At 61.2% G+C, this 25,948-nt stretch carries 32 protein-coding genes, 1 tRNA gene and 1 riboswitch; of the genes, 22 read left to right on the top strand and 11 right to left on the bottom strand.

The annotated features are described in order from the left end of the window. Positions 1-9 precede the first annotated feature (9 nt). Positions 10-381: a hypothetical protein gene (locus NIBR502773_RS22755; protein WP_081744398.1), complete on the bottom strand. Its 372-nt coding sequence runs from the start codon at positions 379-381 to the stop codon at positions 10-12. A 262-nt stretch (positions 382-643) separates the two neighbouring features. On the opposite strand from NIBR502773_RS22755, the gene NIBR502773_RS22750 reads away from it, so the two are divergent. The 11 genes from NIBR502773_RS22750 to NIBR502773_RS22695 all read left to right on the top strand — a co-directional run bounded on the left by NIBR502773_RS22750 (position 644) and on the right by NIBR502773_RS22695 (position 12,692). After that, on the top strand, positions 644-2,266 hold the full coding sequence (locus NIBR502773_RS22750) for a methyl-accepting chemotaxis protein (RefSeq protein ID WP_141156999.1): 1,623 nt from the start codon (positions 644-646) through the stop codon (positions 2,264-2,266). 167 nt (positions 2,267-2,433) lie between these two features. Continuing rightward, positions 2,434-2,535, top strand: a riboswitch (guanidine-I (ykkC/yxkD leader). Positions 2,536-2,595: 60 nt separating this feature from the next. Then, positions 2,596-3,663 carry a putative urea ABC transporter substrate-binding protein gene (locus NIBR502773_RS22740; RefSeq protein WP_115485864.1) on the top strand — a complete coding sequence of 356 codons (1,068 nt, stop codon included), beginning with the start codon at positions 2,596-2,598 and terminating at the stop codon, positions 3,661-3,663. Between the two features lie 12 nt (positions 3,664-3,675). After that, on the top strand, positions 3,676-4,491 hold the full coding sequence (locus NIBR502773_RS22735) for an ABC transporter permease (protein WP_027604335.1): 816 nt from the start codon (positions 3,676-3,678) through the stop codon (positions 4,489-4,491). Further along, positions 4,488-5,252, top strand: a complete 765-nt coding sequence (locus tag NIBR502773_RS22730) for an ABC transporter ATP-binding protein (RefSeq protein ID WP_141156998.1) — start codon at positions 4,488-4,490, stop codon at positions 5,250-5,252. Before NIBR502773_RS22735 ends, NIBR502773_RS22730 begins: the two co-directional genes overlap by 4 nt. Continuing rightward, complete coding sequence (locus NIBR502773_RS22725; protein WP_065938873.1) at positions 5,249-5,974, top strand: urea amidolyase associated protein UAAP1; 726 nt, start codon at positions 5,249-5,251, stop codon at positions 5,972-5,974. Before NIBR502773_RS22730 ends, NIBR502773_RS22725 begins: the two co-directional genes overlap by 4 nt. 9 nt (positions 5,975-5,983) lie before the next feature. Beyond that, complete coding sequence (locus NIBR502773_RS22720) at positions 5,984-6,613, top strand: urea amidolyase associated protein UAAP2 (protein ID WP_074844417.1); 630 nt, start codon at positions 5,984-5,986, stop codon at positions 6,611-6,613. A gap of 163 nt (positions 6,614-6,776) precedes the next feature. Then, the gene (gene uca, locus NIBR502773_RS22715; RefSeq protein WP_141156997.1) at positions 6,777-10,382 is read left to right on the top strand and encodes an urea carboxylase; all 3,606 of its coding nucleotides are present in this window, start codon (positions 6,777-6,779) and stop codon (positions 10,380-10,382) included. A gap of 48 nt (positions 10,383-10,430) precedes the next feature. Next, positions 10,431-10,637 (top strand): cysteine-rich CWC family protein, encoded by a 207-nt coding sequence (locus tag NIBR502773_RS22710; RefSeq protein ID WP_065938870.1) that lies wholly within the window; start codon positions 10,431-10,433, stop codon positions 10,635-10,637. Then, on the top strand, positions 10,627-11,319 hold the full coding sequence (locus NIBR502773_RS22705; protein ID WP_141156996.1) for a 16S rRNA pseudouridine(516) synthase: 693 nt from the start codon (positions 10,627-10,629) through the stop codon (positions 11,317-11,319). The genes NIBR502773_RS22710 and NIBR502773_RS22705 overlap by 11 nt, the downstream gene beginning before the upstream one ends. Positions 11,320-11,623: 304 nt before the next feature. Next, positions 11,624-12,508, top strand: a complete 885-nt coding sequence (locus NIBR502773_RS22700; RefSeq protein WP_027604342.1) for an alpha/beta fold hydrolase — start codon at positions 11,624-11,626, stop codon at positions 12,506-12,508. A 110-nt stretch (positions 12,509-12,618) separates the two neighbouring features. Next, positions 12,619-12,692 (top strand) — tRNA-Gly (locus tag NIBR502773_RS22695). Between the two features lie 143 nt (positions 12,693-12,835). Here NIBR502773_RS22695 and NIBR502773_RS22690 read toward each other — a convergent pair. Continuing rightward, a complete protein-coding gene (locus NIBR502773_RS22690; RefSeq protein ID WP_141156995.1) occupies positions 12,836-13,345 on the bottom strand; it encodes a GNAT family N-acetyltransferase in 510 nt (169 codons plus the stop codon). Positions 13,346-13,354: 9 nt separating this feature from the next. After that, the gene (locus tag NIBR502773_RS22685) at positions 13,355-13,906 is read right to left on the bottom strand and encodes a hypothetical protein (protein WP_141156994.1); all 552 of its coding nucleotides are present in this window, start codon (positions 13,904-13,906) and stop codon (positions 13,355-13,357) included. Between the two features lie 343 nt (positions 13,907-14,249). Between NIBR502773_RS22685 and NIBR502773_RS22680 the strand changes: the two genes are divergently transcribed. Both NIBR502773_RS22680 and NIBR502773_RS22675 read left to right on the top strand, forming a co-directional pair. After that, a complete protein-coding gene (locus NIBR502773_RS22680) occupies positions 14,250-14,774 on the top strand; it encodes a DUF3833 domain-containing protein (protein ID WP_027604345.1) in 525 nt (174 codons plus the stop codon). A gap of 20 nt (positions 14,775-14,794) precedes the next feature. After that, entirely contained in the window at positions 14,795-15,100 is a 306-nt protein-coding gene (locus NIBR502773_RS22675; protein ID WP_141156993.1) for a DUF6482 family protein, read from the top strand. A 68-nt stretch (positions 15,101-15,168) separates the two neighbouring features. On the opposite strand, the gene NIBR502773_RS22670 is transcribed toward NIBR502773_RS22675, so the two are convergent. Beyond that, a complete protein-coding gene (locus NIBR502773_RS22670; RefSeq protein ID WP_027604347.1) occupies positions 15,169-15,408 on the bottom strand; it encodes a DUF6124 family protein in 240 nt (79 codons plus the stop codon). Between the two features lie 403 nt (positions 15,409-15,811). Between NIBR502773_RS22670 and NIBR502773_RS30715 the strand changes: the two genes are divergently transcribed. Continuing rightward, on the top strand, positions 15,812-16,054 hold the full coding sequence (locus tag NIBR502773_RS30715; protein WP_177414150.1) for a DNA-binding protein: 243 nt from the start codon (positions 15,812-15,814) through the stop codon (positions 16,052-16,054). Between the two features lie 5 nt (positions 16,055-16,059). Here NIBR502773_RS30715 and NIBR502773_RS22660 read toward each other — a convergent pair whose 3' ends face one another. Together NIBR502773_RS22660 and NIBR502773_RS22655 are read right to left on the bottom strand one after the other, a co-directional pair. Then, the gene (locus NIBR502773_RS22660; protein ID WP_141156992.1) at positions 16,060-17,250 is read right to left on the bottom strand and encodes an MFS transporter; all 1,191 of its coding nucleotides are present in this window, start codon (positions 17,248-17,250) and stop codon (positions 16,060-16,062) included. Then, positions 17,247-18,410 carry an MFS transporter gene (locus NIBR502773_RS22655; protein WP_141156991.1) on the bottom strand — a complete coding sequence of 388 codons (1,164 nt, stop codon included), beginning with the start codon at positions 18,408-18,410 and terminating at the stop codon, positions 17,247-17,249. The genes NIBR502773_RS22660 and NIBR502773_RS22655 overlap by 4 nt, the downstream gene beginning before the upstream one ends. A gap of 95 nt (positions 18,411-18,505) precedes the next feature. Here NIBR502773_RS22655 and NIBR502773_RS22650 point away from each other — a divergent pair, with 95 nt between their 5' ends. The 5 genes from NIBR502773_RS22650 to NIBR502773_RS22630 all read left to right on the top strand — a co-directional run bounded on the left by NIBR502773_RS22650 (position 18,506) and on the right by NIBR502773_RS22630 (position 21,206). Next, positions 18,506-19,402 carry a LysR family transcriptional regulator gene (locus NIBR502773_RS22650; RefSeq protein WP_141156990.1) on the top strand — a complete coding sequence of 299 codons (897 nt, stop codon included), beginning with the start codon at positions 18,506-18,508 and terminating at the stop codon, positions 19,400-19,402. A 164-nt stretch (positions 19,403-19,566) separates the two neighbouring features. Beyond that, on the top strand, positions 19,567-19,749 hold the full coding sequence (locus NIBR502773_RS22645) for a type II toxin-antitoxin system HicA family toxin (protein WP_003189411.1): 183 nt from the start codon (positions 19,567-19,569) through the stop codon (positions 19,747-19,749). A 22-nt stretch (positions 19,750-19,771) separates the two neighbouring features. Beyond that, on the top strand, positions 19,772-20,182 hold the full coding sequence (locus NIBR502773_RS22640) for a type II toxin-antitoxin system HicB family antitoxin (protein ID WP_027604351.1): 411 nt from the start codon (positions 19,772-19,774) through the stop codon (positions 20,180-20,182). Positions 20,183-20,270: 88 nt separating this feature from the next. Continuing rightward, the gene (locus tag NIBR502773_RS22635) at positions 20,271-20,612 is read left to right on the top strand and encodes a hypothetical protein (protein ID WP_141156989.1); all 342 of its coding nucleotides are present in this window, start codon (positions 20,271-20,273) and stop codon (positions 20,610-20,612) included. Between the two features lie 93 nt (positions 20,613-20,705). Next, positions 20,706-21,206 carry a methylated-DNA--[protein]-cysteine S-methyltransferase gene (locus tag NIBR502773_RS22630; RefSeq protein WP_141156988.1) on the top strand — a complete coding sequence of 167 codons (501 nt, stop codon included), beginning with the start codon at positions 20,706-20,708 and terminating at the stop codon, positions 21,204-21,206. On the opposite strand, the gene NIBR502773_RS22625 is transcribed toward NIBR502773_RS22630, so the two are convergent. Beyond that, positions 21,207-21,989 (bottom strand): GNAT family N-acetyltransferase, encoded by a 783-nt coding sequence (locus NIBR502773_RS22625; protein WP_141156987.1) that lies wholly within the window; start codon positions 21,987-21,989, stop codon positions 21,207-21,209. A gap of 178 nt (positions 21,990-22,167) precedes the next feature. Between NIBR502773_RS22625 and NIBR502773_RS22620 the strand changes: the two genes are divergently transcribed. Next, positions 22,168-22,593 (top strand): low affinity iron permease family protein, encoded by a 426-nt coding sequence (locus tag NIBR502773_RS22620; protein WP_027604355.1) that lies wholly within the window; start codon positions 22,168-22,170, stop codon positions 22,591-22,593. 54 nt (positions 22,594-22,647) lie between these two features. Here the strand turns inward: NIBR502773_RS22620 and NIBR502773_RS22615 are convergent, their stop codons facing one another. The 3 genes from NIBR502773_RS22615 to fos form a co-directional block, all read right to left on the bottom strand. Continuing rightward, positions 22,648-23,175: a DUF4142 domain-containing protein gene (locus NIBR502773_RS22615; RefSeq protein WP_027604356.1), complete on the bottom strand. Its 528-nt coding sequence runs from the start codon at positions 23,173-23,175 to the stop codon at positions 22,648-22,650. Between the two features lie 118 nt (positions 23,176-23,293). After that, a complete protein-coding gene (locus NIBR502773_RS22610) occupies positions 23,294-23,935 on the bottom strand; it encodes a LysE family translocator (protein ID WP_141156986.1) in 642 nt (213 codons plus the stop codon). Between the two features lie 54 nt (positions 23,936-23,989). Then, positions 23,990-24,400, bottom strand: coding sequence for a fosfomycin resistance glutathione transferase (fos, locus tag NIBR502773_RS22605; RefSeq protein WP_141156985.1), 411 nt, complete (start codon positions 24,398-24,400; stop codon positions 23,990-23,992). A gap of 99 nt (positions 24,401-24,499) precedes the next feature. Here fos and NIBR502773_RS22600 point away from each other — a divergent pair, with 99 nt between their 5' ends. After that, entirely contained in the window at positions 24,500-24,739 is a 240-nt protein-coding gene (locus NIBR502773_RS22600; protein WP_065928241.1) for a CopG family ribbon-helix-helix protein, read from the top strand. Beyond that, positions 24,729-25,013: a type II toxin-antitoxin system RelE/ParE family toxin gene (locus tag NIBR502773_RS22595; RefSeq protein ID WP_141156984.1), complete on the top strand. Its 285-nt coding sequence runs from the start codon at positions 24,729-24,731 to the stop codon at positions 25,011-25,013. Before NIBR502773_RS22600 ends, NIBR502773_RS22595 begins: the two co-directional genes overlap by 11 nt. A gap of 7 nt (positions 25,014-25,020) precedes the next feature. Here the strand turns inward: NIBR502773_RS22595 and NIBR502773_RS22590 are convergent, their stop codons facing one another. After that, on the bottom strand, positions 25,021-25,938 hold the full coding sequence (locus NIBR502773_RS22590) for a LysR family transcriptional regulator (protein WP_141156983.1): 918 nt from the start codon (positions 25,936-25,938) through the stop codon (positions 25,021-25,023). Positions 25,939-25,948 lie beyond the last annotated feature (10 nt).

Genomic DNA, 25,948 nt, shown 5'->3' with positions numbered 1-25,948 from the left:
ACAGGCCGGTCAACGGTGACCGCCGCGGCCACCTCCACGGTCATGATCGCCACCGCGTCCATGCCCGCCATTGTTCCAACGATCCCCCCAGCCTTGGTTCGGGTATGGCCGGTAACCGGCCCTTGGCCCTGACGGGTAATAGCGAGGCGCCGGCTGGTAATAACGCGGTGCCGAGTAATAACGCGGTGCCGGAGCGTAGTAACGCGGCGACGGGTAGTAATCACGGCGATATTGATACGCCGTGCCGCCGCCATAGTAATAAGCCGGCGCCGGTGAGGTGTAGACCTCGGAACGGTAGTAGCTCTGGCCTCCATCGTAGTAGGGCACACAAGCGGAAAGGGTCAGACCGAGTAAAGCGCTGAGCAGCAGTCGTCGATACATGGCGGCCTCCTGGACCGCGGAAGAGCACCTCCAGCGACGCTGGAGGGCGGCATTCAGCTTTCACTGAATGACGAAATATCTGACATCAAAAAACGAAACTGGTGCGTTTTCGCAATAGTTTGAAACATGTGTGTAACTGTCATGAACAGGGCTTTTTTATACGAACTGAAACTTTCCGGATTTGCATGATGTCATTACGACATCGCACAATGCCAGGGAGGCTCTAGCGCGAGCTTCCTCCCCTCATCCCCGGATTCCAGTCATGAAGATTTCAACCAAACTGCTGCTCTCATTTGTATTGTGCGCGTTCATCACCCTCGTCGTGGGCGCCTTGGGTATCAAGGGCGTGACACGGCTGGCTTCGGCGCTTGAACTGACCTTCTCGAACAACCTGGTCTCGGTGAGCAATACCGCCGCCACCCTCAATGGCATGGTCGCCCACAACCGTGGCCTGTATCGCCTGGTGGATGCCAGCAATGGCGATGTGGCCCAGCAGGACCGCGAACGCGTGCGCCAGGACATCGCCAACGAACTCAAACGCAGCCAGACCGCCTACGCCATTTATCGCGCCACACCGTTGGAAGATGACGAACGGGCAGCCGGCGACAAGTTCGACCAGATCTGGCCCACCTACGTCAGTAACTCCGAAGGCATCATCGCGATGCTCGATGCCGGCCAGCTTGCGCAAGCCCGTACGCAGCTCAACACCAGTAACAATGAACTGTTCCGCCAGGCACGTGAGCTGATTCGCGTGATGGTCGACTCCAATAACCGCCAGATCAAGGAAGGTGCCGCCGCCGCCGACGAGCTGCGCAACAGCGCGATGACCTGGATGATTGCCGGCATCGTGCTGGCCTTCATCATTGCAATCATCATTGGCGTGCTGATCACGCGGCTCATCACCCGTCCCATCGCCCAGGCGGTGGAAGGCGCGCAGCGCATTGCCAAGGGTGACCTGACCCAAGCCATCGTTACCGAGCGCACCGACGAAGCCGGGCAACTGTTGATGGCGTTGTCGGATATGCAGGGCGGCCTGAAAAGCACCCTGGTGGAAATCGCCAACGCTTCCGACCAGCTCGCGTCGGCCGCCGAAGAGCTGAGCGCGGTCACCGACGAAAGCAGCCGTAGCCTGACCCGCCAGAACGACGAAATCCAGCAAGCCGCCACCGCCGTCAACCAGATGACCGCAGCGGTCGACGAAGTGGCGAGCAACGCCGTGTCGACCTCCGAGGCATCGCGCCAGGCCACCGCCGAAGCCGAGGACGGCCGCCAGCAGGTGGAGCAGGCCGTGTCGGGCATGTCATCGATGGTGGTCGAGATCAACGATTCGACCCAATCGGTCGCCGACCTCGCCGACCAGGTGCGTGAAATCGGCAAGGTGATCGATGTGATCCGCGGCATTGCCGACCAGACCAACCTGCTGGCCCTCAATGCCGCCATCGAAGCTGCCCGAGCCGGTGAACAAGGCCGTGGTTTTGCCGTGGTGGCCGATGAGGTGCGGGCGCTGGCCCACCGCACCCAGACCTCCACGGTCGACATCGAGAAAATGATCGGTGAAGTCCAGGCCGGTGCCGACGGCGCCGTGGCCGCCATGAACAAAAGCCTGACCTGGGCCAACAACACCCAGACCCTGGCGCAAAATGCCGGTCAGGCGCTGGAACGCATCACCTCCAGCGTGGCCAGTATCAACGAGCGCAACCTGGTAATCGCCTCGGCGTCCGAGGAACAGGCCCAGGTGGCCCGGGAAGTGGATCGCAACCTGCTCAACATCCAGGACCTGTCCACCCAGACCGCCGCCGGTGCGCACCAGACCAACGCCTCCAGCCAGGACCTGTCGCGCCTGGCCACCTCGTTCAATGTGCTGGTCAGCAAGTTCCAGCTGTAAGCGCCTCATAGCAGTGCGCCGACGCACCCGCGTGGCGCACAACGCCCTCTTCTACACCCTCCTCTCCCGCCAGCCCGGCTGAACCGCCGGGCATCGAAGCCACTTGGCACGACTCTCGCTTTGTCTCTTGCGTGCAGGATTGATACAGGTTCGCGGCACCACAATTTGCAATGGCCGACTAGGGTTCCGGCTCGCCGAAAGCGAGTGGCTGGTCCGAGAGTTGGCGACCTCCAGTTGAGGTTACACGGCGGGATAAAAGCCCGGGAGACAAGCCACCGCTCACGGTGCCGCGTTGCTCCTGCTCGCCCTTGATCAACTGGAGAAGCCCCATGCCCTCAATCCGTTTACCCGCCCTGCTCGCCGTCGTCTTTGCCGCCGTGCTGAGCGTCCAGGCCCAAGCCGCCCCCAAAAAACACTTCAGCGTGTGCTGGACGATCTACGCCGGCTGGATGCCGTGGGAGTACGCCGGCAGCCAAGGCATCCTCGACAAGTGGGCGAAGAAATACGGCATCACCATCGACATGGTGCAGCTCAACGACTACGTCGAATCCATCAACCAATACACCGCCGGCCAGTTCGACGGCTGCACCATGACCAACATGGACGCCCTGACCATCCCCGCCGCCGGTGGCGTGGACAGCACCGCGCTGGTGGTCAGCGACTTCTCCAACGGCAACGACGGCGTGGTGATCAAGGGCACCGGCAAGACTGTGGCCGACCTCAAGGGCATGAACGTCAACCTGGTGGAACTCTCGGTGTCCCACTACCTGCTGGCCCGCGCGCTGGAGTCGGCGGACTTGACGGAAAAAGACCTGAAGGTGGTCAACACCTCCGATGCCGACATCGCGGCGGCCTTCAACACCGACCAGGTCCAGGCCGTCACCACCTGGAACCCGATGCTTTCGGAGATCAAGGCCAAGCCCGGGGTTAGCCAGGTGTTCGACTCGAGCAAAGTGCCCGGCGAAATCATGGACATGATGGTGGTCAACACCCAGGTCCTCAAAGACAACCCGGCCCTGGGCAAAGCCCTCACCGGCGCCTGGTTCGAAGTGGTCGCGCTGATGAACGCCAAGGGCCCCGCCAGCACCGCAGCCCTCGAACATATGGCCAAGGCCTCCGGCACGGACCTTGCGGGCTTCCAGTCGCAACTGGACACTACCAAGCTGTTCGCCACGCCCCAGGAAGCCCTGGCCTTCGCCATCAGTCCACAGTTGCCCGCCACCATGGGCAAAGTCGCCGAGTTCTCGTTTAAACACGGCCTGCTGGGTGAAGGCGCCAAGGACGCCAGCGCCGTGGGCATGCGCTTCGCCAACGGTGTGACCAGCGGCGACAAGGCCAACCTCAAGCTGCAGTTCGACCCCAGCTACGTACAGATGGCCGCCGACGGCAAGCTGTAAGAGGACCCGGCCATGCGCCTGATCAACCGTCACCCGGACCGTTCCAGCCGCCTGTTGCTGGTGCTGCTGCCGTTCGCCCTGCTGCTGTTCGCTTACTTCGTGGGCTCGGCCGAGCGCCTGGCGGACAACCCCAACGACAAGCTGCTGCCCGGTGCCGGGCAAATGCTTGACGCGGTAAAGCGCCTGGCCTTCAACGCCGACACCCGCACCGGCGAATACGTGCTGTGGCAGGACAGCGCCGCCAGCCTGCGGCGCCTCGCCATCGGCCTGGGCATCAGCGCCCTCGCCGGCCTGTGCCTGGGGATCGCCGCCGGCACGCTGCCGCTGTTTGGCGCGCCGCTGTCACCGTTGCTGACGGTGCTGTCGATGGTGCCACCGCTGGCGATCCTGCCGATCCTGTTCATCGTGTTCGGGCTGGGGGAATTGTCCAAGGTGATGCTGATCGTCATCGGCGTCACCCCGTGCCTGGCCCGCGACCTGGAGCAGCGCGCACGGGAAATACCGGTCGAGCTGCTGGTGAAGGCGCAGACCCTCGGCGCCTCCACCTGGACCCTGATGCTGCGTGTGGTATTGCCGCAATTGCTGCCGCGCCTGTTGATCTCGCTGCGGCTGATGCTCGGCTCGGCGTGGTTGTTTTTGATCGCCGCCGAAGCCATCGCCTCCACCGACGGTTTGGGCTACCGGATCTTCCTGGTACGACGCTACCTGGCGATGGACGTGATCCTGCCTTACGTGGTGTGGATCACGCTGCTGGCGTGGCTGATGGACTGGGGCCTCAAGGCCCTGACCCGGCGTGCGTTCCCCTGGTACGAAGGAGCGCGGGCATGAGTTTTATCAGCGTCAATAATGTGTGGCAGCGCTATGGCGATCAGGTGGTGCTCGAAGGCCTCAACCTGCAGGTCGCCGAGGGTGAATTCTGCACGCTGGTGGGCACGTCCGGCTGTGGCAAGTCGACCTTCCTGCGCCTGCTGCTAGGCCAGGAAACCGCGAGCAAGGGCCAGATCCTGCTGGACGGCCAGGCCCTCGCCGCCGAGCCGGATGCCAGCCGTGGCGTGGTGTTCCAGCGCTACTCGGTGTTCCCGCATCTGACGGTGCTCGACAACGTCGCCCTTGGCCTGGAACTGCCACGTTCTCGCCTGCTGGGCCGGCTGTTCGGTAAAACCAGGAAGGACGCCCGCGAACAGGCTGCCGCGCTGCTGCACAAGGTCGGCCTCGGCCACGCCCTGGACAAGTACCCCGCGCAGCTCTCCGGCGGCATGCAACAACGCCTGGCCATCGCCCAGGCCCTGATCATGAAACCCCGCGTGTTGCTGCTGGACGAACCCTTCGGCGCCCTCGACCCGGGCATTCGCAAAGACATGCACCAACTGCTGCTGGAACTGTGGCGCGAAACCCGGCTGACGGTGTTCATGGTCACCCATGACCTGAGCGAAGGCTTCAGCCTCGGCACGCGCCTGCTGGTGTTCGACAAGGTTCGCGTCGATCCCCACGCCCCCGGCGCCTATGGCGCGCGCATTACCTACGACATCCCTTTGAACAGCGAACGCCGCAAGGCGCTCGCCGCCGAACTTGGAGCCACGTCCAAATGACCGATTCCACCCAACTGTTCCCACCCTTCGCCGAAGAAATGCTGCCCGGCGGCGGTCACCGTTCGTTCGTGCTCAAGCGCGGCCAACTGCTGCGCCTGACCGACCTGCGCGGCGGCGCCAACGTCAGCCTGACCCTGCTCAACGCCAACGAAAAAACCGAGCGCCTGAACCTGCCCGACAGCCTCAAATGCCAACACACCGCCAAGCTCACCACCGGCCATTGCCTGTACTCGGACATGGGCCGCGTGCTGGCCGCGATCACCGCCGACACCTGCGGCTGGAGCGACAGCATCGGCGGCGTGCTGTGCGCCGCCGAAGTCGCCGAGAAGTACGGCCAGGGCCGCTACCAGGAACTGCGCAACGGCTTCTTCCGCAACGGCACCGACAACCTGTTGGTGGAGTTGGGCAAGTGGGGCCTGGGCCTGTCCGACCTGCTGATGACCCTCAACCTGTTCAGCAAAGTCACGGTGGACAGCGACGGTGGCCTGCACTTTGTACCGGGTAATTCCAGGGCCGGCGACTACATCGAACTCTATGCGCCGATGGACACCCTGGTGGTGCTCACTGCACTGCAACACCCCATGGACCCGAACCCGCAATACGCCCCGCAACCGCTGAAACTGAGCTGGATGAACGCCGACAAAAGCGTCGCCGAACACTGCCGCACCTCGCGCCCGGAAAACGAGCGCGGCTTTATCAACACCGACCGCCTGTTCGCCTGAGGAGCTGCCATGTCTATCGCACTGAAACAACCGGACGCGGCCGTGTACCGCGCAACCATCCCCGCCGGCGAACCGTGGCTGATGGAGGTCAAGGCCGGGCAGACCCTGCGCATCCTCGACCTGGAGGGCAACCAGGCCGTCGACACGTTGTTCTACAGCGTGAAAAACCCGCGTGAACGCTACGACGTGCAACGCACGTTGCGCCGGCAGAACAGCGTGTACCTGGGCACCGGCAGCGTGCTGTATTCCAACCTCGGCCAGCCGATGCTGACCATCGTCGATGACACCTGCGGGCGCCACGACACCCTCGGCGGCGCCTGCGCCCAAGAGAGCAACACCGTGCGCTACGCCCTGGAAAAACGCTACATGCACAGCTGCCGCGACAACTACCTGCGCGCCTGTGCCCACGACGGCCGCCTCGGCAAAGGCGACATCGGACCGAACATCAATTTCTTCATGAATGTGCCTGTGACGGCCGACGGCGGGCTGACCTTCGAAGACGGCATTTCCGCCCCCGGCAAGTACGTCGACCTGCGGGCGGAGATGGATGTGATCGTGCTGATCTCCAACTGCCCGCAGTTGAACAACCCATGCAACGCCTACAACCCCACCCCTGCGGAGCTGCTGGTATGGAACTGAAACTCAAGCGCCTGCGCCGTTGGCTGTTTGCCCTGTGCCAATCCCGAGCCGGGCAGTGCATCCGCAAACAATAGCGCGCCAATGTGGGATCCACACTGACTGCACGCACTGCGGACGACCGCAGTGCTCCCCCACTTTGCGGGACGGCCCGCAGGGTTTTGCCATGTTCGAAAAACTGTTGATTGCCAACCGTGGCGCCATCGCCTGCCGCATCCTGCGCACCTTGCGCGAGCTGCAGGTCAAGGGCATCGCCGTGTACGCCGAGGCCGATGCGGCGAGCCTGCATATCCAGCAAGCCGACGAGGCCTACAGCCTCGGTGAAGGCGCGGCGGCCAGTACGTACCTGGCGGTGGAAAAAATTCTCGCCACCGCCAAGGCCTGTGGGGCCAAGGCGATCCACCCCGGCTACGGCTTCCTGTCGGAGAACGCCGCGTTTGCCGAAGCCTGTGAAAACGCCGGCATCGCCTTTGTCGGGCCGACGCCGCAACAGCTGCGGGTATTTGGCCTCAAGCACACCGCCCGCGCCTTGGCCAAGCAGCACAAGATCCCGCTGCTGGAAGGCACCGAACTGCTCAACAGCCTCGCCTGCGCGTTGCTGGCCGCCGACACCGTGGGCTACCCGGTGATGCTCAAAAGCACCGCCGGCGGTGGCGGTATCGGCATGCGCGTATGCCGCAGCAGCGTGGAGTTGAGCGAGTCCTTCGAGGCGGTCAAACGCCTGGGGCAGAACAATTTCAGCGATGCCGGCGTGTTTATCGAGAAGTACATCGAGCACGCGCGCCACTTGGAAGTGCAGGTGTTCGGCGACGGCGCCGGTGAAGTGATCGCCCTCGGCGTGCGCGACTGCTCGGTGCAACGGCGCAACCAGAAAGTCCTCGAAGAAACCCCGGCGCCGAACCTGCCCGAAGGCATGGCCGACGCCCTGTGCGCCGCCGCCATCACCCTGGCCAAGGCCGTGAACTACCGCAGCGCCGGCACCGTGGAATTTATCTATGACAGTGCTGACGGGCGCTTCTACTTCCTCGAAGTGAACACACGCCTGCAGGTGGAACACGGCGTCACCGAACAGGTATGGGGCGTGGACCTGGTGCGCTGGATGGTGCAACTGGCGGCCGGGGAAATGCCGCCGCTGAACACACTCGAGTTAACCTCCCAGGGCCACGCGATCCAGGCGCGCCTGTATGCCGAAGACCCGGGCCGCGATTTCCAGCCCAGCCCCGGCTTGCTGACCTGTGTGGATTTCCCGCTGGCCGAAGGCCTGCGGATCGACACCTGGGTGGAAGCCGGCTGCGAGATCCCGCCCTACTTCGACCCGATGATCGCCAAGCTCATCACCTGGGCGCCCACCCGCGAACAGGCGCGCCTGGATCTGCACCGGGCTTTGAGTGACAGCCGGTTGTACGGCGTGGAAACCAACCGCGATTACCTGCGCCAAATCCTGCTGGCCGCGCCCTTTGCCAATGGCCGGCCGTGGACGCGGTGCCTGGAAGACCTGGTCTACGTGGCCGACACGTTTGAAGTGATCAGCGCAGGCACGCAAACCAGCGTGCAGGACTATCCCGGCCGCCTCGGCTACTGGGCCGTGGGCGTGCCGCCGTCGGGGCCGATGGACAGCCGCGCGCTGCGCCTGGGCAATCGCCTGCTGGGCAACGACGAGGGAGCAGCGGCGCTGGAAATCACCCTGAGCGGGCCGCTGCTGCGCTTCAATTGCGCGGCGGTGGTCGCCGTGACCGGTGCTGAAATCCCGCTGCGGTTGAATGATCAAGCCGTGCCAATGAACACCGCGTTGTTGATTGAGGCCGGGTCGGTGCTGAGCCTGGGCACCCTCGCCGGCGCCGGGGCGCGCAGTTACCTGTGCCTGCGTGGCGGGCTGCAAGTGCCGGACTACCTGGGCAGCAAAAGCACCTTCACCCTCGGCCAGTTTGGCGGGCATGGCGGGCGCGCCTTGCGGGCAGGCGATGTGTTGCATCTGTTGCCGTTGGAAGACCGGAACGCCGGGCAACAATCAGTCGCTGAACCGCTGCCGGAGGTCCGCATACTGCGGGTGATTTATGGCCCCCACGGCGCGCCGGAATATTTCCTGCCGGCGTACATCGACACGTTCTTCGCAACGCAGTGGGAAGTGCATTTCAACTCCAGCCGCACCGGTGTTCGGCTGATCGGGCCCAAGCCATTGTGGGCACGCACGGACGGCGGCGAAGCAGGGCTGCATCCGTCGAATATCCATGACAACCCCTATGCCATCGGCGCCGTGGATTTCACCGGTGACATGCCGGTGATCCTGGGGCCGGACGGGCCAAGCCTGGGCGGTTTTGTGTGCCCGGTGACGGTGATCGAGGCGGACCTTTGGCAACTCGGCCAGCTCAAGGCCGGTGACAAGGTTCGCTTTGAACCGGTGGACCTCAAGACCGCCCGCGACCTTGCCCTGAACTGGGATCAAAAGGATGCCGAAACCCTGCGGGAGCAGAGCTTGCTCGCGATGGGAGCAACTCGGTCCGTCGCCGGCACCGAGCAATTGGCATCCCCCATCATCCTGGACATCGGCCACGCCGACACCCGCCTGGTCGCGCGCCTCGCCGGCGACACCCACCTGCTGCTGGAAATCGGCGCGCCGGAGCTGGACCTGGTGCTGCGCTTTCGCGGCCATGCCCTGATGCAGGCCCTGGAAACCCGAGCGTTGAAGGGCGTGATCGACCTGACGCCCGGGATCCGCTCGCTGCAGATCCACTACCAGCCGGAACAACTGCCCCTGGCCGACCTGATCGCACTGATCAGCCACGAGTGGACCGCCGTGTGCACCCGGCAAAACCTGCAGGTGCCTTCGCGCATCGTGCACCTGCCGCTGTCCTGGGACGACCCGGCGTGCCAGCTGGCCATCGAAAAATACATGACCACCGTGCGCAAGGACGCCCCGTGGTGCCCGAGCAATCTGGAGTTCATCCGTCGCATCAACGACCTGGCCAACCTCGATGAAGTGCGCCACACCGTGTTCGACGCCAGCTACCTGGTAATGGGCCTGGGCGACGTCTACCTCGGCGCGCCGGTGGCCACGCCGCTGGACCCGCGTCATCGCCTGGTGACCACCAAATACAACCCGGCCCGCACCTGGACCGCCGAAAATTCGGTGGGCATCGGCGGCGCGTATTTGTGCGTGTACGGCATGGAAGGGCCCGGCGGTTATCAGTTTGTCGGGCGCACCTTGCAGATGTGGAACCGCTATCGCGAAGTGGCGGCGTTTGACGGCAAGCCGTGGCTGCTGCGCTTCTTCGATCAGATTCGGTTCTATCCCGTGAGCGCGGATGAGCTGGTACGGATTCGTCGGGATTTCCCCCTGGGACGCTTCGAACTGAGCATTGAGCAAAGCACGCTGAACCTGGCGGATTACCAAGGGTTTCTTACGCGGGAAGCCGCGAGCATCGGCGCGTTTCGTGAGCACCAGCAGCACGCCTTCAATGCCGAGCGCGAACGCTGGATCGCCAGCGGCCAGGCGCATTTCGACAGCGAAGAGCTCGCGACGCCAGCGGCGCAAGACACGCTGCTCAAGGCCAATGAATACAGCATCGACAGCCCTATCGCCGGCAACCTCTGGCAGGTGCCGGTGGCCGTGGGCGCGCGGGTTGCGGCCGGGGATGTGCTGGTGATTCTGGAGTCGATGAAAATGGAGATCCCGGTGCTGGCGCCCTTTGCCGGGGTGGTGCGGGAAATCCCGGTGCAGCCGGGCAGCGGCATTGGCGCCGGCCAACGGGTCGTGGTGCTGGAACGGGACTGACCGGCGCTGTATCGTGCAGGGACTTCCAAGGCCCTGCCCCCACCGACCATGACCACGCCAACCCTTTGCCCCGCCTGCGGTGCCCGCAACGATTGCACCCTGGCCGACCCACGCACCGCCGACCAGCCGTGCTGGTGCTACAGCGTCACCATCGACCCGGCGGTGCTTGAAGCGCTGCCCGATGCATTGCGCAACACGGCCTGCCTGTGCCCGCGCTGTGCTCAGGTGGATGAGCAGCTTCGCAATGCGCGTTGACCGTTTCCTCAGCAACCTGCCGCGTTTCAATCGCCAGCAAGTGCGCGTGTTGCTGGTGGAGCGGCGGGTGACGGTGGATGGCGTGGCTGTCAGCGACCCACATCATGAAGTGCGCGAATTCAGCCGCGTGTGCGTGGACGATGACGTACTGCAGGCGGGTAAAGCGGCGCGCTATTTCATGCTGCACAAACCCCAGGGCTGCGTCAGCGCGACCTCGGACCCGCAACACCCGACCGTCCTGGACCTGCTGGATGAGCCGGACAAAGGCGAGCTGCATATCGCCGGTCGCCTAGATTTCAACACCACCGGCCTGATGCTGATCACCAACGACGGCCAGTGGTCGCGGCGCCTGACGCAACCGCAGACCAAGTTGCCAAAAGTCTATCGGGTAGAAACGGAGCAGGACATCGGCCCCGAATACGCGGCAACCTTTGCAGCGGGCCTTTATTTCGCTTTTGAAGACCTGACCACGCAACCGGCCGAGCTGGAGCTGCTGGGGGCACGCCTGGCCCGACTGAGCATCACCGAAGGCCGCTATCACCAGGTGAAGCGCATGTTCGGGCACTTCAACAACAAAGTGATCGGCCTGCACCGTGAGCGAATGGGCCCATTGGGCTTGGATGCGGCCCTGGCGCCTGGCAAGTACCGGGCGCTGTCCGAGGAAGAAATCCGACAGGTCTGACGACCGTTCGGCCGGTGATGGCAAAAACCCATTTGAGCGACTTGCGGCATCCCCGGTCTACTGCTTGAATCAAACCGTCAGCCAAATTATGACTGACGAGTCGCCTATAACCTCCAAGAAACACCTTGCCCCGCCCGCGCTTGATCTACGGGCCTCCCAGGCAAACAGCCCGCCCTAACAACAGCCGTCGGCCAGCCGTCATCGGACCGACATGGGCTCTCATCTTCCAGGCGTATGCCTACCTGTCACAAAGCTCGTGCAGAGTGATCTGCGCGCCCTACCCGCTTGCCAGGAGTCTTACGACATGAGGCCAGAAATCGCTGTGTTGGATATACAGGGTCAGTATCGGGTTTACACGGAGTTCTACCGCGCGGATGCTGCTGAAAAGACCATCATCCTGGTCAACGGCTCGCTGGCCACCACGGCCTCCTTCGCCCAAACCGTGAAAAGCCTGTACCCGCAATTCAATGTGGTTTTGTACGACCAGCCCTACGCCGGTCGCTCCAAAATCCATAACCGTCATGAGCAAATGCTGACGAAGGAAGTCGAAGGCCAGATCCTCCTGGAGCTGATCGACCACTTCGCCGCCGAGCACGTGCTGTCCTTCTCCTGGGGCGGCGCCGCCACCCTGGTGGCCCTCGCCCAGCGGCCACGGCGTGTGGAAAAGGCGGTGATCAGCTCGTTCTCGCCGGTGATCAACGCGCCAATGCGCGACTACCTCGAGCGTGGCGTCGACTACCTCGGCAACCTCGACCGCGACCGCGTCGGGCACTTGATCAACAGCACCATCGGCAAACACCTGCCGTCGCTGTTCAAGCGTTTCAACTACAAGCATGTGAGCAGCCTGGCCGAGCACGAATACGGGCAGATGCATTTTCACATCAGCCAGGTACTGCACAACGACCGCCTGTGCTACCTCAAGGCCGCCCGGCAGATCGATGTGCCGGTGCTGTTTTTGAACGGCGAATGGGACGAATACACCAGCGCCGAGGATGCCAGGCAGTTCGGGCAGTACGTGACGAAGAGCAGCTTCAGCACCATCCAGGCGACGGGGCATTTCCTGGATATGGAGCACAAGGCCGCCTGCCGGGACAGCCGGGACGCGGTGGTGGGCTTTTTGAAACCGGAACGGCAGGCCAGCCGATTGCGTTATCACCAGGGCCAGACGCAGCATGCATTCGCCATCTGAAATGAAGGCTTGCCGTGGCGAACGGACCTGCTCGCCACGGCAAGCTGCACAAATTCCCAAGAAAAACTTCAAATCCCGGCGCACATCTGGTACAAAGTCAGCCGCTCTGAGCGGGTGTCGTATAATGGCATTACTCCAGCTTCCCAAGCTGATAACGAGGGTTCGATTCCCTTCACCCGCTCCACTCAGACATAGCTTCCACGCCGGCAGGATTTTGGCGGGGGATGCATAAAAAAACCGGTCCTTGGTGGCCGGTTTTTTTATGGACTGTCCAGAATCAGTTTTATTGGGGAACGCCTCTACTTATTCTTCCTGCTCACCAGCAGCTCAAGCCACCGCCCGGAATCCTTTGATCAGAGTTGCAGTGGACAATATTAGACGCCTAGGATTATTCGTTGACGCTACGAAACCCAACTTAGCCTGGTAATAACTTGCAGCTCTCTGATCTTTAGCATCCACGACTACAAACGCTACGCCCGATTGTTTGGACACCGTATAAACCCGCCTGAAGAAGTCGGACATGAGCCGCTGGCCAAGCCCCGAGCCCTGCATGCTTTTATCAATCGCCAAGCGACTCAAAAGCACTGCCGGCATGGGGTATCCGGGCATCCGCTTTTTTTGGTCTTCACTCAGTTCGTCAACCGCAACAGATGCATTCGCCAAAGCATAGTAGCCGAGCAAAATGCCCCTTTCGATGTACATGAATGTTCGAGAAACGTTGCGCTTTTCGTCTTGCCCTGCGTGCTGGGCGATATAAGCGTTTAGCGCTGGGTGAACTTCACAATCGAAAGCAGAACGGTCAATAGACTTGTTAAAATTGACGGTAATGAAATCCATTGAGAGGCCTTAGCGCAAGGCGAGCAATTTTTGCAGAGCCTCTGTCGGCTCTGGTGGCGTATCCAACAGTTGGTGTGCGGTACCGGCATCAAGCACAGTGACGCCGTAAAGGTCCAAATCAAAAGCCATTTCTTCATGCGCGACAGAGCGTACAGCCAGCGCTGCTACAACTTTCTTGAGCTCTGCCAGCTCGCGTTCCACACTCGAAAGATGCGTAGCACGCATTGAACGAGTCTTAAGCCCACTGGTGCGACTGAACGCACTACTTGCGAGGCTTTTCGAGGCATGTCGCTCAACCACCGCGTCGGCGTCTGACAAAGCAGCCGACACCTTGTCGGCGGTCAGCTGCGTGCTTTTTGGTTGAACCGGTTTGTTCACGATGCATCCCTCTGTATTCGTGAATCCTAGCACATTGGACTTGACGCCTATCCTCAGGCCTTGCCTCTCGGACTTGCCCCGACTGAGTGAGATAGAACGCGATACGCCTCCATGTTCACTTCGAACGATTTCGTCCATCTGCCACAGACTTTGCGCCAAACGATCAAATAAGACTTTTTCCACCACTTCTCTCCCCTCTGGTGCTCTGTAAGGCCTGCTCAACCCATTCTCATTTGATCTATGGGGTAGCAACTGCACGCAGGTGAGCAAGCGGGGTAGCTTTTTTCGGGATACCAGCACGCTCCAAATGTCCTGCATACAGCCGCGGTCAAGCGCGGATAGTCGCTGGCAAACCATAAGTACCTCGTCCAACACGCACAACACCGACGCTTCCGATGATTGCGTAGGCAATGCCCGAAATTTCAACATCCCTCGCGCACTCAAAAACATGTACAAACAATGAATTATGTACAAGTATCAGGCCCAAGCGTTGGCATCGCGCCTCGCACGCTCAAGGAGCCTGGTCATGACGCGTCTATGGGTTTCACTGTTGCTGGCATTGAGTGTGAGCAGCTGCGCCAATGTGGGTGTCGACCACTACGCCGACCAGCAACCGAAACTGGACCTGGAGCGCTTCTTCAGTAAACCGGTGAAAGCCTGGGGCATCTTCCAGAAGCGTTCGGGGGAAGTGGCCAAGCGCTTTGAGGTCGATATTGCCAGCCGGCGCGAAGGCAACGCGTTGATTCTGGATGAGCGTTTCTTGTACAGCGATGGCACGCGCCAACAACGGGTGTGGACACTGACGCCGGACGGCCCAGGACGCTGGCGCGGACGAGCCGGGGATGTGGTGGGCGAGGCGATCGGCGAAGTGGCGGGTAATGCGCTGCGTTGGCGCTACCGGCTCAATCTGCCGGTTGATGGCTCGGTGTACGAAGTCAGCTTTGACGATTGGATGTACCTGATGGACGAGGACACCTTGATCAACCGCTCGAGCATGTCCAAGTTCGGTGTCGAGTGGGGTCAGGTCACGCTGTTCTTTCGTCGCCAATGAGCCACGAGCGAGGGTCAATCATGAATATGCAAATGCTGGCCGAGCTGGCCGGGAAAGGCGAAATACGTGAGCTGGAGTTGCTGTCCCTGGAGGGTGGTTTCTATATCGCTCGCGTCAGGCTGGAGCACGTCGAGGCGACGTTACTGGACGATCAGGGCAAGCCGATGCGCATCGGTTCCACCACGCATTTACGCGACCTGTTGCAGCGGGTTCCGCCGTTTCCTTGCGTACTGGTGCAGCACTGCGTTCACGATGAAATGTGCGGTACGCGTGAAGGGCCTATCGGTGCGTTGCGCATTCCGTTTTCGCTGGCGGCGACACTGTAAATCCTGGCTCCCCTCCCCCGTGGTATGGGCGGCCTGGGAAGGCAAGCCGTTTACACCGTACGGGTGACCTACGCGGCTCGGTCCACGCGGTCCTGAACAGCCTCGACCAGCAGCAGGCCCAGTTCAATCATCTGCTGAATGGCCAGGGCCAGGTAGCGCTGTTGAGAGGGCAGGCTTTCGACGAACTCGTGGGTCATGGCACCTGCACCGGCGATGGTTTCGTAGGCGTTGGCGAGCAGCGCTTGAGTGTCGATTTCGGGACGGACGCTGAACAGTTTTACGGATGGATTGCATGAGTCAGTACACATCTGTTGATCCTCGTTAGGGACCGCATACCAGAGCTACTAAACAATGGGTGGCGGCTGTACGCAGGTTAGTAGACCGGCGAATCAACGAAACCGGCGCGCCCGAAGACGCCCTGCGTGCAGCCACCATAAGAGCAGCTGTACGCCGTTGATCGTATCGGGCTACTAAACCCGACCGCTGATGGGCAGCGGCTGACGAACCTTAAAGAGGCCGTCCAAGGCGCACAACTCGGACGAGTCTGATCGTTGTGTAGGCAATGCCGCAAGGTTCAGCCCCATGCTCGAAGCGTGAAGAAATCGAAGCTTTTGGCAACAAATAGCCGTTGAAGAACGTTTGAATTCAACCTACCACTCACATCATTGTCCATGGCCCCAGCCCACCAGAAATGCATACGCAGGTTTGATCATGACTCAGCCATTGACCGCTTTCGATATTGTTGACCTGCTCGACAGCCAGGAAGCCATCCACGAATACCTTTCTCAGGTTATTGCAGAGGGTGATAAATCAGAGTTCCTAAGGGCTGTCGATTTTGCGGCCAAAGCCCGTGAGAAAATTCGGGCAGAACTGGCGATGGTTGAGTCCAGCCGAGAACCTCAGCCGTTCGACTCCTTGGCATTTAAGCAAAAAATTCCAAGTACCCGAGAGTGAGCCTTTTAAGCCTCAACCCCACTCCTCTGCACCACCCACGCCAACGGCAACGTCACACCCAACATCCCCGCCAACACCATCACCGCCACCGGCACGCCCAGCACATCCCCCACTGCACCAAACACCAGCGGCGCCAGCGCGCCACCGCCAATCGTGCCGGTGTAGAACAGTGCAAACGCCTGCTCGCGCTTGCCCGCGCCGGCAAGGTCGGGCACGGCGCCGTACAGTACCGAGGAGGTGCCATTAAGCACCAGGCCCAACAGCGGCAGCATCACCATCAACCCGCTGAGCGGCAGGCACACCGCCGCGACGATCAGCACTGCAGTGCCGGTTTCCGTGATCCACACGGTCTTCATCATGCCGATGCGCGCGCCGAGGTAGCCGCAGAACAGTTTGCCGAAGGCACCACCGATGAACAGCAAGGTGAGGGCGAGGCCGATGCCAGCAGTACCGGCGCCTTTGGCTTGCAGCAGGAACGGCAGGAAAGTGAGAAATCCCATGCGCACGGCGCTGTCGAGGGTGCCGGTGAGGATCAGCGCGCGCAGGCCCGTGGTGGAGCCGCTACCCCTGAGGGGCTTGGCTGTTTTTGCGGCGGTGGATTCGGATGCTTGAGCAGGAATCAGCCACCACAACAGCCCCGCCGCCGCCAGGCCAAGCAGGCCCAGCAACGTGGCGCTGGCCTGCCAACTGATGACGGTGAGCAGCAGCCCGACCAGACCAGGAATCAGTGTCTTGCCGATATCGCCGGAGAAGTTGTACTGGGACAGCGCCTGCTTGACCCCACCCCCGTCCTCGTAGGCGTCGGTGATCATCGACGAGGCCAGTGGGTGCTGGGTGCTGGCGCCCAGGCCGCCCAGCAGCAGCGCCACCAGCAACACGCTCAGTCCTGTCGCCTGCCCCACCAACAAGTAGGCAACACCCGCCAGCGCCGTGCCGCCCACCAGCATCGGTGTGCGGCCCCAGCGTCTGGCGGCGCGGCTGGCCAACAATTGGAACACGGCCATCATCCCGGAATAGGCACCCCGCAGCAGGCCGATCTGGGCGTAGGACAAGGCGAACTGAGCCTGCCAGACAGGCAGCAAAACGTAGATCACGTCAGTGAGCCCATCATGCACGGCATGGGCGCTGCAACCAGCGAACAAAGCGCGACGGCGCGTCGATAATTCGGGCGAAGGCACAGCAACGGTATCGTTCATCGCGTAGGAATCAGCTCAGGTTTAAGGGGCTTCCAGCCGGTCAAGGCGATCAACAAGATCAGCAGTTGGAACCCGATGATCAGCACCACGCACCCGACCCAGCCCCAGCGTTCCCAGATCAGCGCCGGGACAATGGCGCCGCCGCTGCCGCCCAGGTAATAACAGGTGAGATACACCCCGATAGCACCCGTCTTGTTATCGCCCGCGGTGGCCGTGATAAACCCATTGGCGGCCGCCTGGACGAGGAACACACCGGTGGAACTGAGCGCCAGGCCCACTACGATGCACCAGAGGGAGGGCATCAGGGTCAACGCCGAACCACTGACGCCCAGCACGGCGGCGACACCCAGCAGTTGGGCATGGGGCCGGGCTTTGCTGAGGCGTCCGGCGATGGGGATCACGATCAACGCCAACAGGAACACCATGTACAGCGTCCCCAACGCCGCAGGCCCGAGGTTGAACGGCGGCAGGCCCAAGTACAAACCTGCGTAGGTAAACGCCGCGACTTGCGAAAACAACACGCAGAAACCTACGGCGTATGCGGCCAACAGCGGCTGGCGAAATACACCTGACGAGGAGGCTTTAACCTGCACGGTCCGCGGGCGGTTGGCCGGCAACAGAAACTGGATGAATCCGCCGACCATCAAGCTCAGCACCGCGAGCACTTCAAAAGCCTCACGCCAGCCCACATACTCGGTCATGACTCCGGTGACGAAGCGCCCGGCGAACCCGCCCAACACGGTGCCCGCGACGTAGAGACTCGTCACCTCCGTGACCGTGCCGCCGCGCCAGCGGTCGCCGATGTAGGCCACGCTGGTGGCGAACAGTACCGGGATCAGCATGCCCTCGACAAAACGCCATACCAGCACTTCGGCAAAGCTGTCGGCATAAGCGGTCATCAATGCCGGCACCGCCAGCAGCACAGCGGCCACCGAGATCACCGTGCGTTGTGCAAAACGTCCGGTCAGGCGACTGACGAAAGGTGCCGTGATCGCCACCGCCAGGGTGGTGACGGTGATGCTCCACCCCGCCTCCTTGGCACTGATATGAAAGTGCGCGGCGAACGTCTGGAGGATGCTTTGGGTCGCATAGAGGTTGAGAAACGCCGCGCAGCCACACAGGAACAGGGCAAGGCGGGCACAATGCAGGCGCAGTTTCATGAAACCTCTCGTTTTATTTTGAAAGGTCTTTATAGAATGGCCGGCAGGTCTTGAACCAATACCGAATTCGGACCGATTGATACCCAAGGATCAGGATGCTCGACCTACGCAAGCTGCGTTACTTTCTGACGGTCGCCGAAGAATTGCATTTCGGTCGCGCCGCCCTGCGCCTGCACCTGGCCCAGCCGCCGTTGACCCGGCAGATTTCGGCACTGGAAGCAGAGTTGGGTTTCAAGCTGTTCGATCGCACCAGCCGCACGGTGACGCTCACCGCCCAGGGCCGCGCGTTCCTGCCCTATGCCCGTGGCGTGCTGGAACAGGTTGAATTGGCACAGGTGATCGCCAGTAAATTGGCTGCTGGCACCGCCGGGCAACTGGCTCTGGGCTATGTGAGTTCCATCGCCCTGTCGGACCTTTTCAGCCAGTCAATCCAGGCCTTTGCCCAGCGCTTTCCCGATGTGCAACTGACCCTGGTGGAATGCGCCTCCGGCAGCCTCGGGGCGCAAGTGGCCGATGGACGGCTGGATATTGGCTTGAGCCGGCTGTTGCCACAAAACGACGCAGTGCAAGCGCTGTCGTTGGGCGAGGAACCCCTGGTGGCGGCGGTGTCGAGTGACAGCCCGTTGGCCAGCCAGGCCGAGATCAGCCTGGCGCAGCTCAGTGCCTATCCTTTGATTCTGTTTCCAGCCGATTACGGCTCGGGGCTGAACCAGTCCATCGAGCAGCTTTACCGCCACCATGGCGTGCCCCTGCATGCCGGACCGACCGGACGGCAGATCACTTCGATCATTGCACTGGTGGCCGCTGGGCAAGGGGTGGCGCTGGTGCCGGCCTGTACCCGGAGTTTGACGAACAAGGGCGTGACTTATCGGCCTTTGGTGGAGGCAGATGCGTGTGCGCGATTGTTGGTGCTGACACCGACCGAAAGACACAGTGTGTTGATTGACGCGTTTCTTGCCGTTATCGAAGAGGCATTACACATCCGGCAATGACCCGAAAAACCTCGCAATACCTCCCCACAGCGCCGATCCCACTCGCTCTTACACTGCATTCACCATCTGCCGAAATACCGGTCATCGAAGACTGGTAGGTAGAGTGTTGATAATTTATTTTCAGTGGTTATAGTCACCACCAACACACACCACAAGGAGGTGCTGTGGATAGCCGATACTTGATAGGTCACATCGTCGCAGACGGCTGGTACCTGGTTCGCATCAGAGGCAGTCATCACCACTTCAAGCACCCGACGAAGCCTGGCCTGGTGACGATCCCCCACCCAAAGAAAGACCTGTTGGACAAAACCGCCAAGAGCATTTTGAAACAAGCTCTGTTGAGTTAATCGTCCCTGGAGGACAACGAACATGCTGTACCCCATCGCAATTTCAACCGGTGACCACGATCACGCCTGGGGCGTGGAAGTCCCGGATATTCCCGGTTGCTACTCTGCCGGTGACGACCTGGACGACGCCATGGCCATGGCGCGCGAAGCCATCGAAGGGCACTTCGAAATCCTCGCGGAAGACGGCGCGCCGATCCCGAGCGCCCAGAAGGTCACCGTGCATGCCGCCAACCCTCAGTACGCCGGCTGCACTTGGGCGGTTGTAGACATCGATGTCACCAAGTACCTGGGCAAGGCGCAAAAACTCAACATCACGTTGCCGGGCTACCTGCTCAACCGCATCGATGAATACGTACTGCACCACCCGGAGGAAAAAAGCCGCTCCGGCTTCCTCGCGTCGGCGGCGCTCAAGGTGCTGCAACAGGATCGGTAGCTGCAACGGGAGCAAAGTCTGAATGCGGCACTGCATCCATAGCGTGATGATGTCGCTTCATTGAGCTTGCGGCCCCAGGGTTATTGCCATGATTGAACCCAAACACCCCACATCCAGACCTGTACTGCGCCAAGTGCTCGGCTGGGTGCTGGTGTTGCCACTGCTGGTCGCACTGGTGCGACTTCCCTACCCCTTGGGGCTGGGGCTGGCGCTCGGATCCATCGCCGCATCCGTCTACGGCGTAGTGTTTGCCAGGCGCCATGCCAGCCGAGGCGTGACCGTATTCGCTGCAATCGTCACGCTGTTCAATCTGATTTCCCTGGTCGCAATCGGGGAGGCCTCAGTCATCATGGGGCTCTACAGGATGTCCTGGTTCTACTGGTACCCGTACTATTCCAACTGGGTTTACTGGAATGTCCAGGGCCAGTGAGAATTCCACCGCAAGAAACGTAGTGTTCAGTCCGGCGGATAGCAATACCGTAGGCCTGTAGCGTTTAACAACTGCCCCTCGAGGAGCCCGCTCATGCCTTACGAATACAAGCTCATGCCCTCCCCTGTCGGTGAGCTCACCCTGGTGGCGCGCGATGGCAAGCTCAGTGCCATCCTGTGGGAAGTCGAGCGCGCCAACCGTGTGCGCCTGGGTCAATTGCACGAAGCCAACGACAGCCCGGTGCTGTTGGAAACCGAGCGCCAGTTGAAGGAGTACTTTGCGGGGACTCGCCACACATTCGACCTGGAACTGGATTTCACCGGTACCGCCTTTCAGAAGCAGGTCTGGCAGGCGCTGCTGACTATTCCTTTTGGCGAAACCCGCAGCTACAGCCAGATCGCCCGGCAAATTGGCAACCCGAAAGCCGTACGAGCCGTGGGCGCCGCCAATGGGCGTAATCCCATCTCGATCATTGCGCCGTGCCATCGAGTGATTGGTGCCTCGGGCACCTTGACCGGGTTTGCCGGAGGACTCGAAGCCAAGCAGTATCTGTTGACGCTCGAGGACCGTGGTCAAGGAAAAATGACCTTCTGATCACTGGCCTGCGACCGGGCCACGGACAAAAGACTGGTAGTCGAATAAATCTTCGAAACCCAACTTGCGGTACACCGAAACACCCTGCGTCGTTGCTTCAAGAAAACAGCGCCGGGCCCCCAGGCTCGAAGCATGAAGCAGCGCGGTTTGAATCAGTTGCGTCGCATACCCCTTGGCGCGGAACTCCGTGATCGTGCCGACATCGTTAAGCCGGGCCTCTCCATTGCACATGGACAGCGTCAACGAACACCTCACCTGCCCCTCAGTGGACAAGGTGAAGTGGTAAAGCGCTTGACCCACGTCAAGCGCCCGCTGGTGCCGTGCCTGATAACGCGTAACCCATTCAGGCGGGAGCAAAAACGCATTGCCAAGGGGAGCCGCCCAGCCTTCCAGGTTTCGAGTCAAGCTGACCTGTACAGTGCTGTCACGCTCCGATGAAACAAGGCGCGACAGATCGAGTGCCATCGCCGTGGTCTTTTCGGCTGCCTGAAAGCCGATCCCCATCAGCACCGCACCTACCTGCGCGACCTTCTCCTCATGAATCACGATGCGTGTATTCATCAAGATACAGCGAATCAGTTCCATGGGCGCCGCCATGGCGTCCCCCATCGGGGTGCTGCCTATCCGGATAAACAACAGGTTCGCAGGTTCGAAATACCCGTCGGTAAAATAAGCGTTGATACAAGCGTTGTAGCGACGATGCAGCGAGCAAGTGGCAGCGAAATAATGATCTTCGGTCTGGTGATAAAGCGCAGTCAGGTCACAGGCGGCGTTAGCGTGCATAGGGCGTTCCCGGATAAAATCCCAGTCTTGCCCCTCGCTCCATCGGCGTGCCGTAAGCTCACTCCTAAAAGTCCGGAAGAAAAACGCACAACGTTGTTCACACCCCAAGATGTAAAAAGAAATTTCAGAGCGTACCTGCGGTCAGTATTTTCATCACTCACCTTTAAGGAAAACGGTCATGAAATTCTCTGCAGTCTCACAATCCCTGTCCCGTTGGGCAGGCAGTGCCCGGACGTTCTATGCGGCGGTCGCGTTGATTTTCCTGTGGAGCTTGAGCGGCCCGTACTTCCACTACAACGACACCTGGCAGTTGATCATCAACACCTCGACCACCATCATCACCTTCCTGATGGTGTTCCTGATCCAGAACACGCAAAACCGCGATAACGACATCCTGCACATCAAGATCGATGAACTGCTGCGGGTCTCCAAGGATGCGCAGAACGCCGTGCTGAGCCTGGACGGCCTGGACCGCAAGGAACTGGAAAAACTGCGCCAGGAATACCGCAGCATCGGCAACACCGGCACCGTCAGCCTGAACAGCAGCTGTGGCCACGCGGCCGACGATGCGGCCCCGAACAAGACCGATCTGAACCAGGCATAAAAAAACGGCGGTTGGACATGATCCAACCGCCGTTTTTTATATCAAGCGAAAGGCTCAACCGTCGCCTTGATGGCCCTTACCGTAGGTCGAGGCCAGGGCTCGGGCCTTTTGCAGACGCTCTTCCAGCTTGGGCAGCGTCTCATCCACCAGTGCCTTGATTTCCGGCACGTCCGAGGCCGCCCCTTCGCGCTTGAACAGGGCAATGGCGTCTTCGTTTTCCTTCACTTGCTGCGCGGTGTAGGCCGCGTCGAAGGAGTCGCCGTCCTTGAGTTCGGGCATCAGGGTTTCGGCCTTGTCGACGATCTTCTCCCGTGGGGCCACGGGCAGGTCGAGCTTCTTGGCGATCGCCGCCAAATGCTGGTTGGCCAGGGTGCGCTCGTTGATCACCTCGATGGTGTAGTCCTTGATTTCCTGGGACGAGGTTTTGGCGTGGGCCATGCGACTGGTTTCGATATCGGCCATGCCTTTGGCCGAAGCCTGCTCGATGAATTCAGCAGGCGACTGGGCGAAAGCATTGCTGGCGCCGAGGCCCAGCAGCATCGCGAAACTGGCGGTGCGTAACCGGATAGCCATGCGGCTCATGATGGGTTCCTCCAGGGCAAAAATAGGTGCGGGGAAAGACACCTCGCCCTGAATTCGAATTTTCAGGGCGGCAAAGGTTTAGAAAAAACTTGCCCGCGCGACGAACGGTCGTGCCCAGTCAGGCCGGTTTACTGCCGAACAGGCCTGGCAGCGCATGGGCCAGGGCATTGATGGCGAAGCCGATAAACATCACGCCGCAGAGCCTGGTGATGAGGATTTCGTGGCGCTGATACACCGTGCGCACCCGCTGGGCACCGACCACGCCGATCAGGATCGCGTAGGCCAACAGGCCCCCGACGAAGCTCAGGAAGATCAACGCCGGCAGCATCGACCAGGTCAGCAATTCGGCGCGGCTGGACAGCAATGCAGTAAATGTCGCCACGGCCACCGGATACGCCTTGGGGTTGGTCAAGCCGAACAGGATGCCGTGCCAGAACGGATGCCGCGCCGCGCCCTGGGGGGCTTCAGTGCTGCGACGCTGGGTACGAATCGCGCGCCAGCCGAGCCAGAACAGGTACAGGCCACTGAGCACGCCGAGCACATCGAACGCGCTGCTGCCGACTTCACGCGCGCCCACAATCGCGATCAGCGCCGTACTGCACCACAGCACATCGCCGAGCAAGTGCCCGCACAGAAACCCCGCCCCGGCACGACGGCCCCGGGCGGCGCCGATGCCAAACACCGCCAGTACCCCGGGGCCAGGCGTAATACCGTAGATAAAACCCGAAGCGAGGACGGCAAGCAGCAAGGAGGGGGTCATGGTCGCGACTCTGACAAAGCATGGGTAGGTGGACGGATTCTGCACGTTCCTGCGCTATGGGTAAAACCGCATTCCCGCATAGGGCTGGTCACGGCAAGCCAGCAGGCGCGAAGCCAGGTCGCCCACATGGGCTTCGAGCTTATGGCCATCGGGATCAAGGAAATAGAACGAAGCGCCTTCGCTGCGATTGTCGCGCCACGCTTGCACCTCGGCGGCGCGCAGGCGCGAGACCAGCGCAGCGAAATCACTCGCTGCGACAGTGAACCCATAGTGGGTGTAATCGGCCGCCGGCTTCGAGTCGCGCAGCGGATCAAGGGACAGGCATAGCCATAGGCCCGGCAATGACAAATAGGCGCCGGTGTCCCAGGTGGCGTCGAGCTTGAGTTGCAACAACTCATGGTAAAAGGTGACGCTGCGACTCACGTCGGTGACGGCCAGGGTCAAGTGGTTGAGGCCTGAAAGCATGAGCATTTTCCTTATCGGATCCCCTGACGAACGGGGGCAAATCATGAAGAGATGACAATGTAGTATGTTGCACTACACATCACTACATCGAGGCTCCCCATGTCTGTTATGTCCCTACGCATACCCGAAGACATCGCCGCCACGCTTGCCAGTCTCGCCAAGGCGACCGGGCGCAGCAAATCCTTTCTCGCAGTCGATGCATTACGCGAATACTTGACGCGCGAAGCGTGGCAAATCGAAGAAATTCAAAAAGCATTGAAAGAAGCAGACGCAGGCGAGTTCGCAACGGCTGCGGAGGTAAAAGCCGTCGCCGATAAATGGCGCACCAATGCAGGTTGAGTGGCTGAGGACAGCCCTCAAGAACCTTGATGATGAAGCCGCGTACATTGCGCAGGAAAATCCCAAAGCCGCCCATGAGTTCGTCCAGGCCATCATGGTTGGGCTAGGACATGTCGCTGAATTTCCTGCTGTGGGAAAGGAAGGTCGAGTGCCAGGAACGCGGGAGTGGGTAGTGCCTCGATGGCCTTACATCGTTCCCTACCGGATTCGAGATGGACGATTACAAGTGATGCGATTTTTTCATACACGTCGCCAGCCACCGACATCCTGGTAGCAACCATTCAGCCCTGTAACCCTCCCTGCACTCGCCCAATCAACCACTGCAACCCCGAATCCCCGCCCCGTCGCGCATGCCACGCCAGTTCAAAGGTAAACGACGGAATATGAAACGGCGGCGCCACGGCGACCAGATGCGGGTGATCAATATTCAGCAAGCCTCGCGACGATACGGTGAGAATCAAGTCCGTGCCCTTGATCAACTGCGGCGCCACGCCCCAGTGCGGCAGGCTGATCGCCACATGCCGTCGCTCGCGAATCGCGGTCAGTGCCCGCTCGATTTCCGGCGCACCGCTGCCGCGCATTTCCAGCAGTACGTGGGGGCGCGACAGGTAGGTGGGCAGGTCGAGCACACCGTTGTGCGGCAGGCTGTTGCGGTCCAGCAGGCAGGTGTAATGCTCTTCGAACAACGGCGCAGTGCGCAGCTCGGCGGGCATGTCGGGGAACACGCCGGCAGCCAGGTCAATATCACCGTTGAGCACGCCCTCCACCATGCCTTCGCGGCTGGCCTGGATGATTTGCAGGTCGATACCGGGCGCTTCACGCCGCAGGACGCGAACCAGACCCGGCAGGAAAATCGCCGCACTGTAGTCCGACATCGCCACACGAAACCGACGCTTGGCCGATGCCGGGTCGAAGCGATTCGGCGCCAGCAGCGCCTGCACCTGGGCCAGGGCTTCGGCCAATGGCGCAGCCAACTCCAGGGCGCGGGCCGTGGGCACTAACGTGCCGCCCTGGCGCACCAGCAACGGGTCACCCAATAAATCGCGCAAGCGCGCCAGCGCGTGGCTCACTGCCGGCTGGCTGAGGTGCAAACGCTCGGCGGCGCGGGTGACGTGTTGCTCACTGAGCAAGGCGTCAAGGACCACCAACAGGTTAAGGTCGACGCGGCGCAGATCATTCATCAGCTGCATGCTCGGCATAAGAACTTGG

Source organism: Pseudomonas sp. NIBRBAC000502773 (assembly GCF_006517195.1).
Taxonomy (GTDB): Bacteria; Pseudomonadota; Gammaproteobacteria; order Pseudomonadales; family Pseudomonadaceae; genus Aquipseudomonas; species Aquipseudomonas marginalis.
The sequence above is the reverse complement of the archived record's forward strand: the minus strand, read 5'-3'. Positions and strand labels throughout refer to the sequence as shown.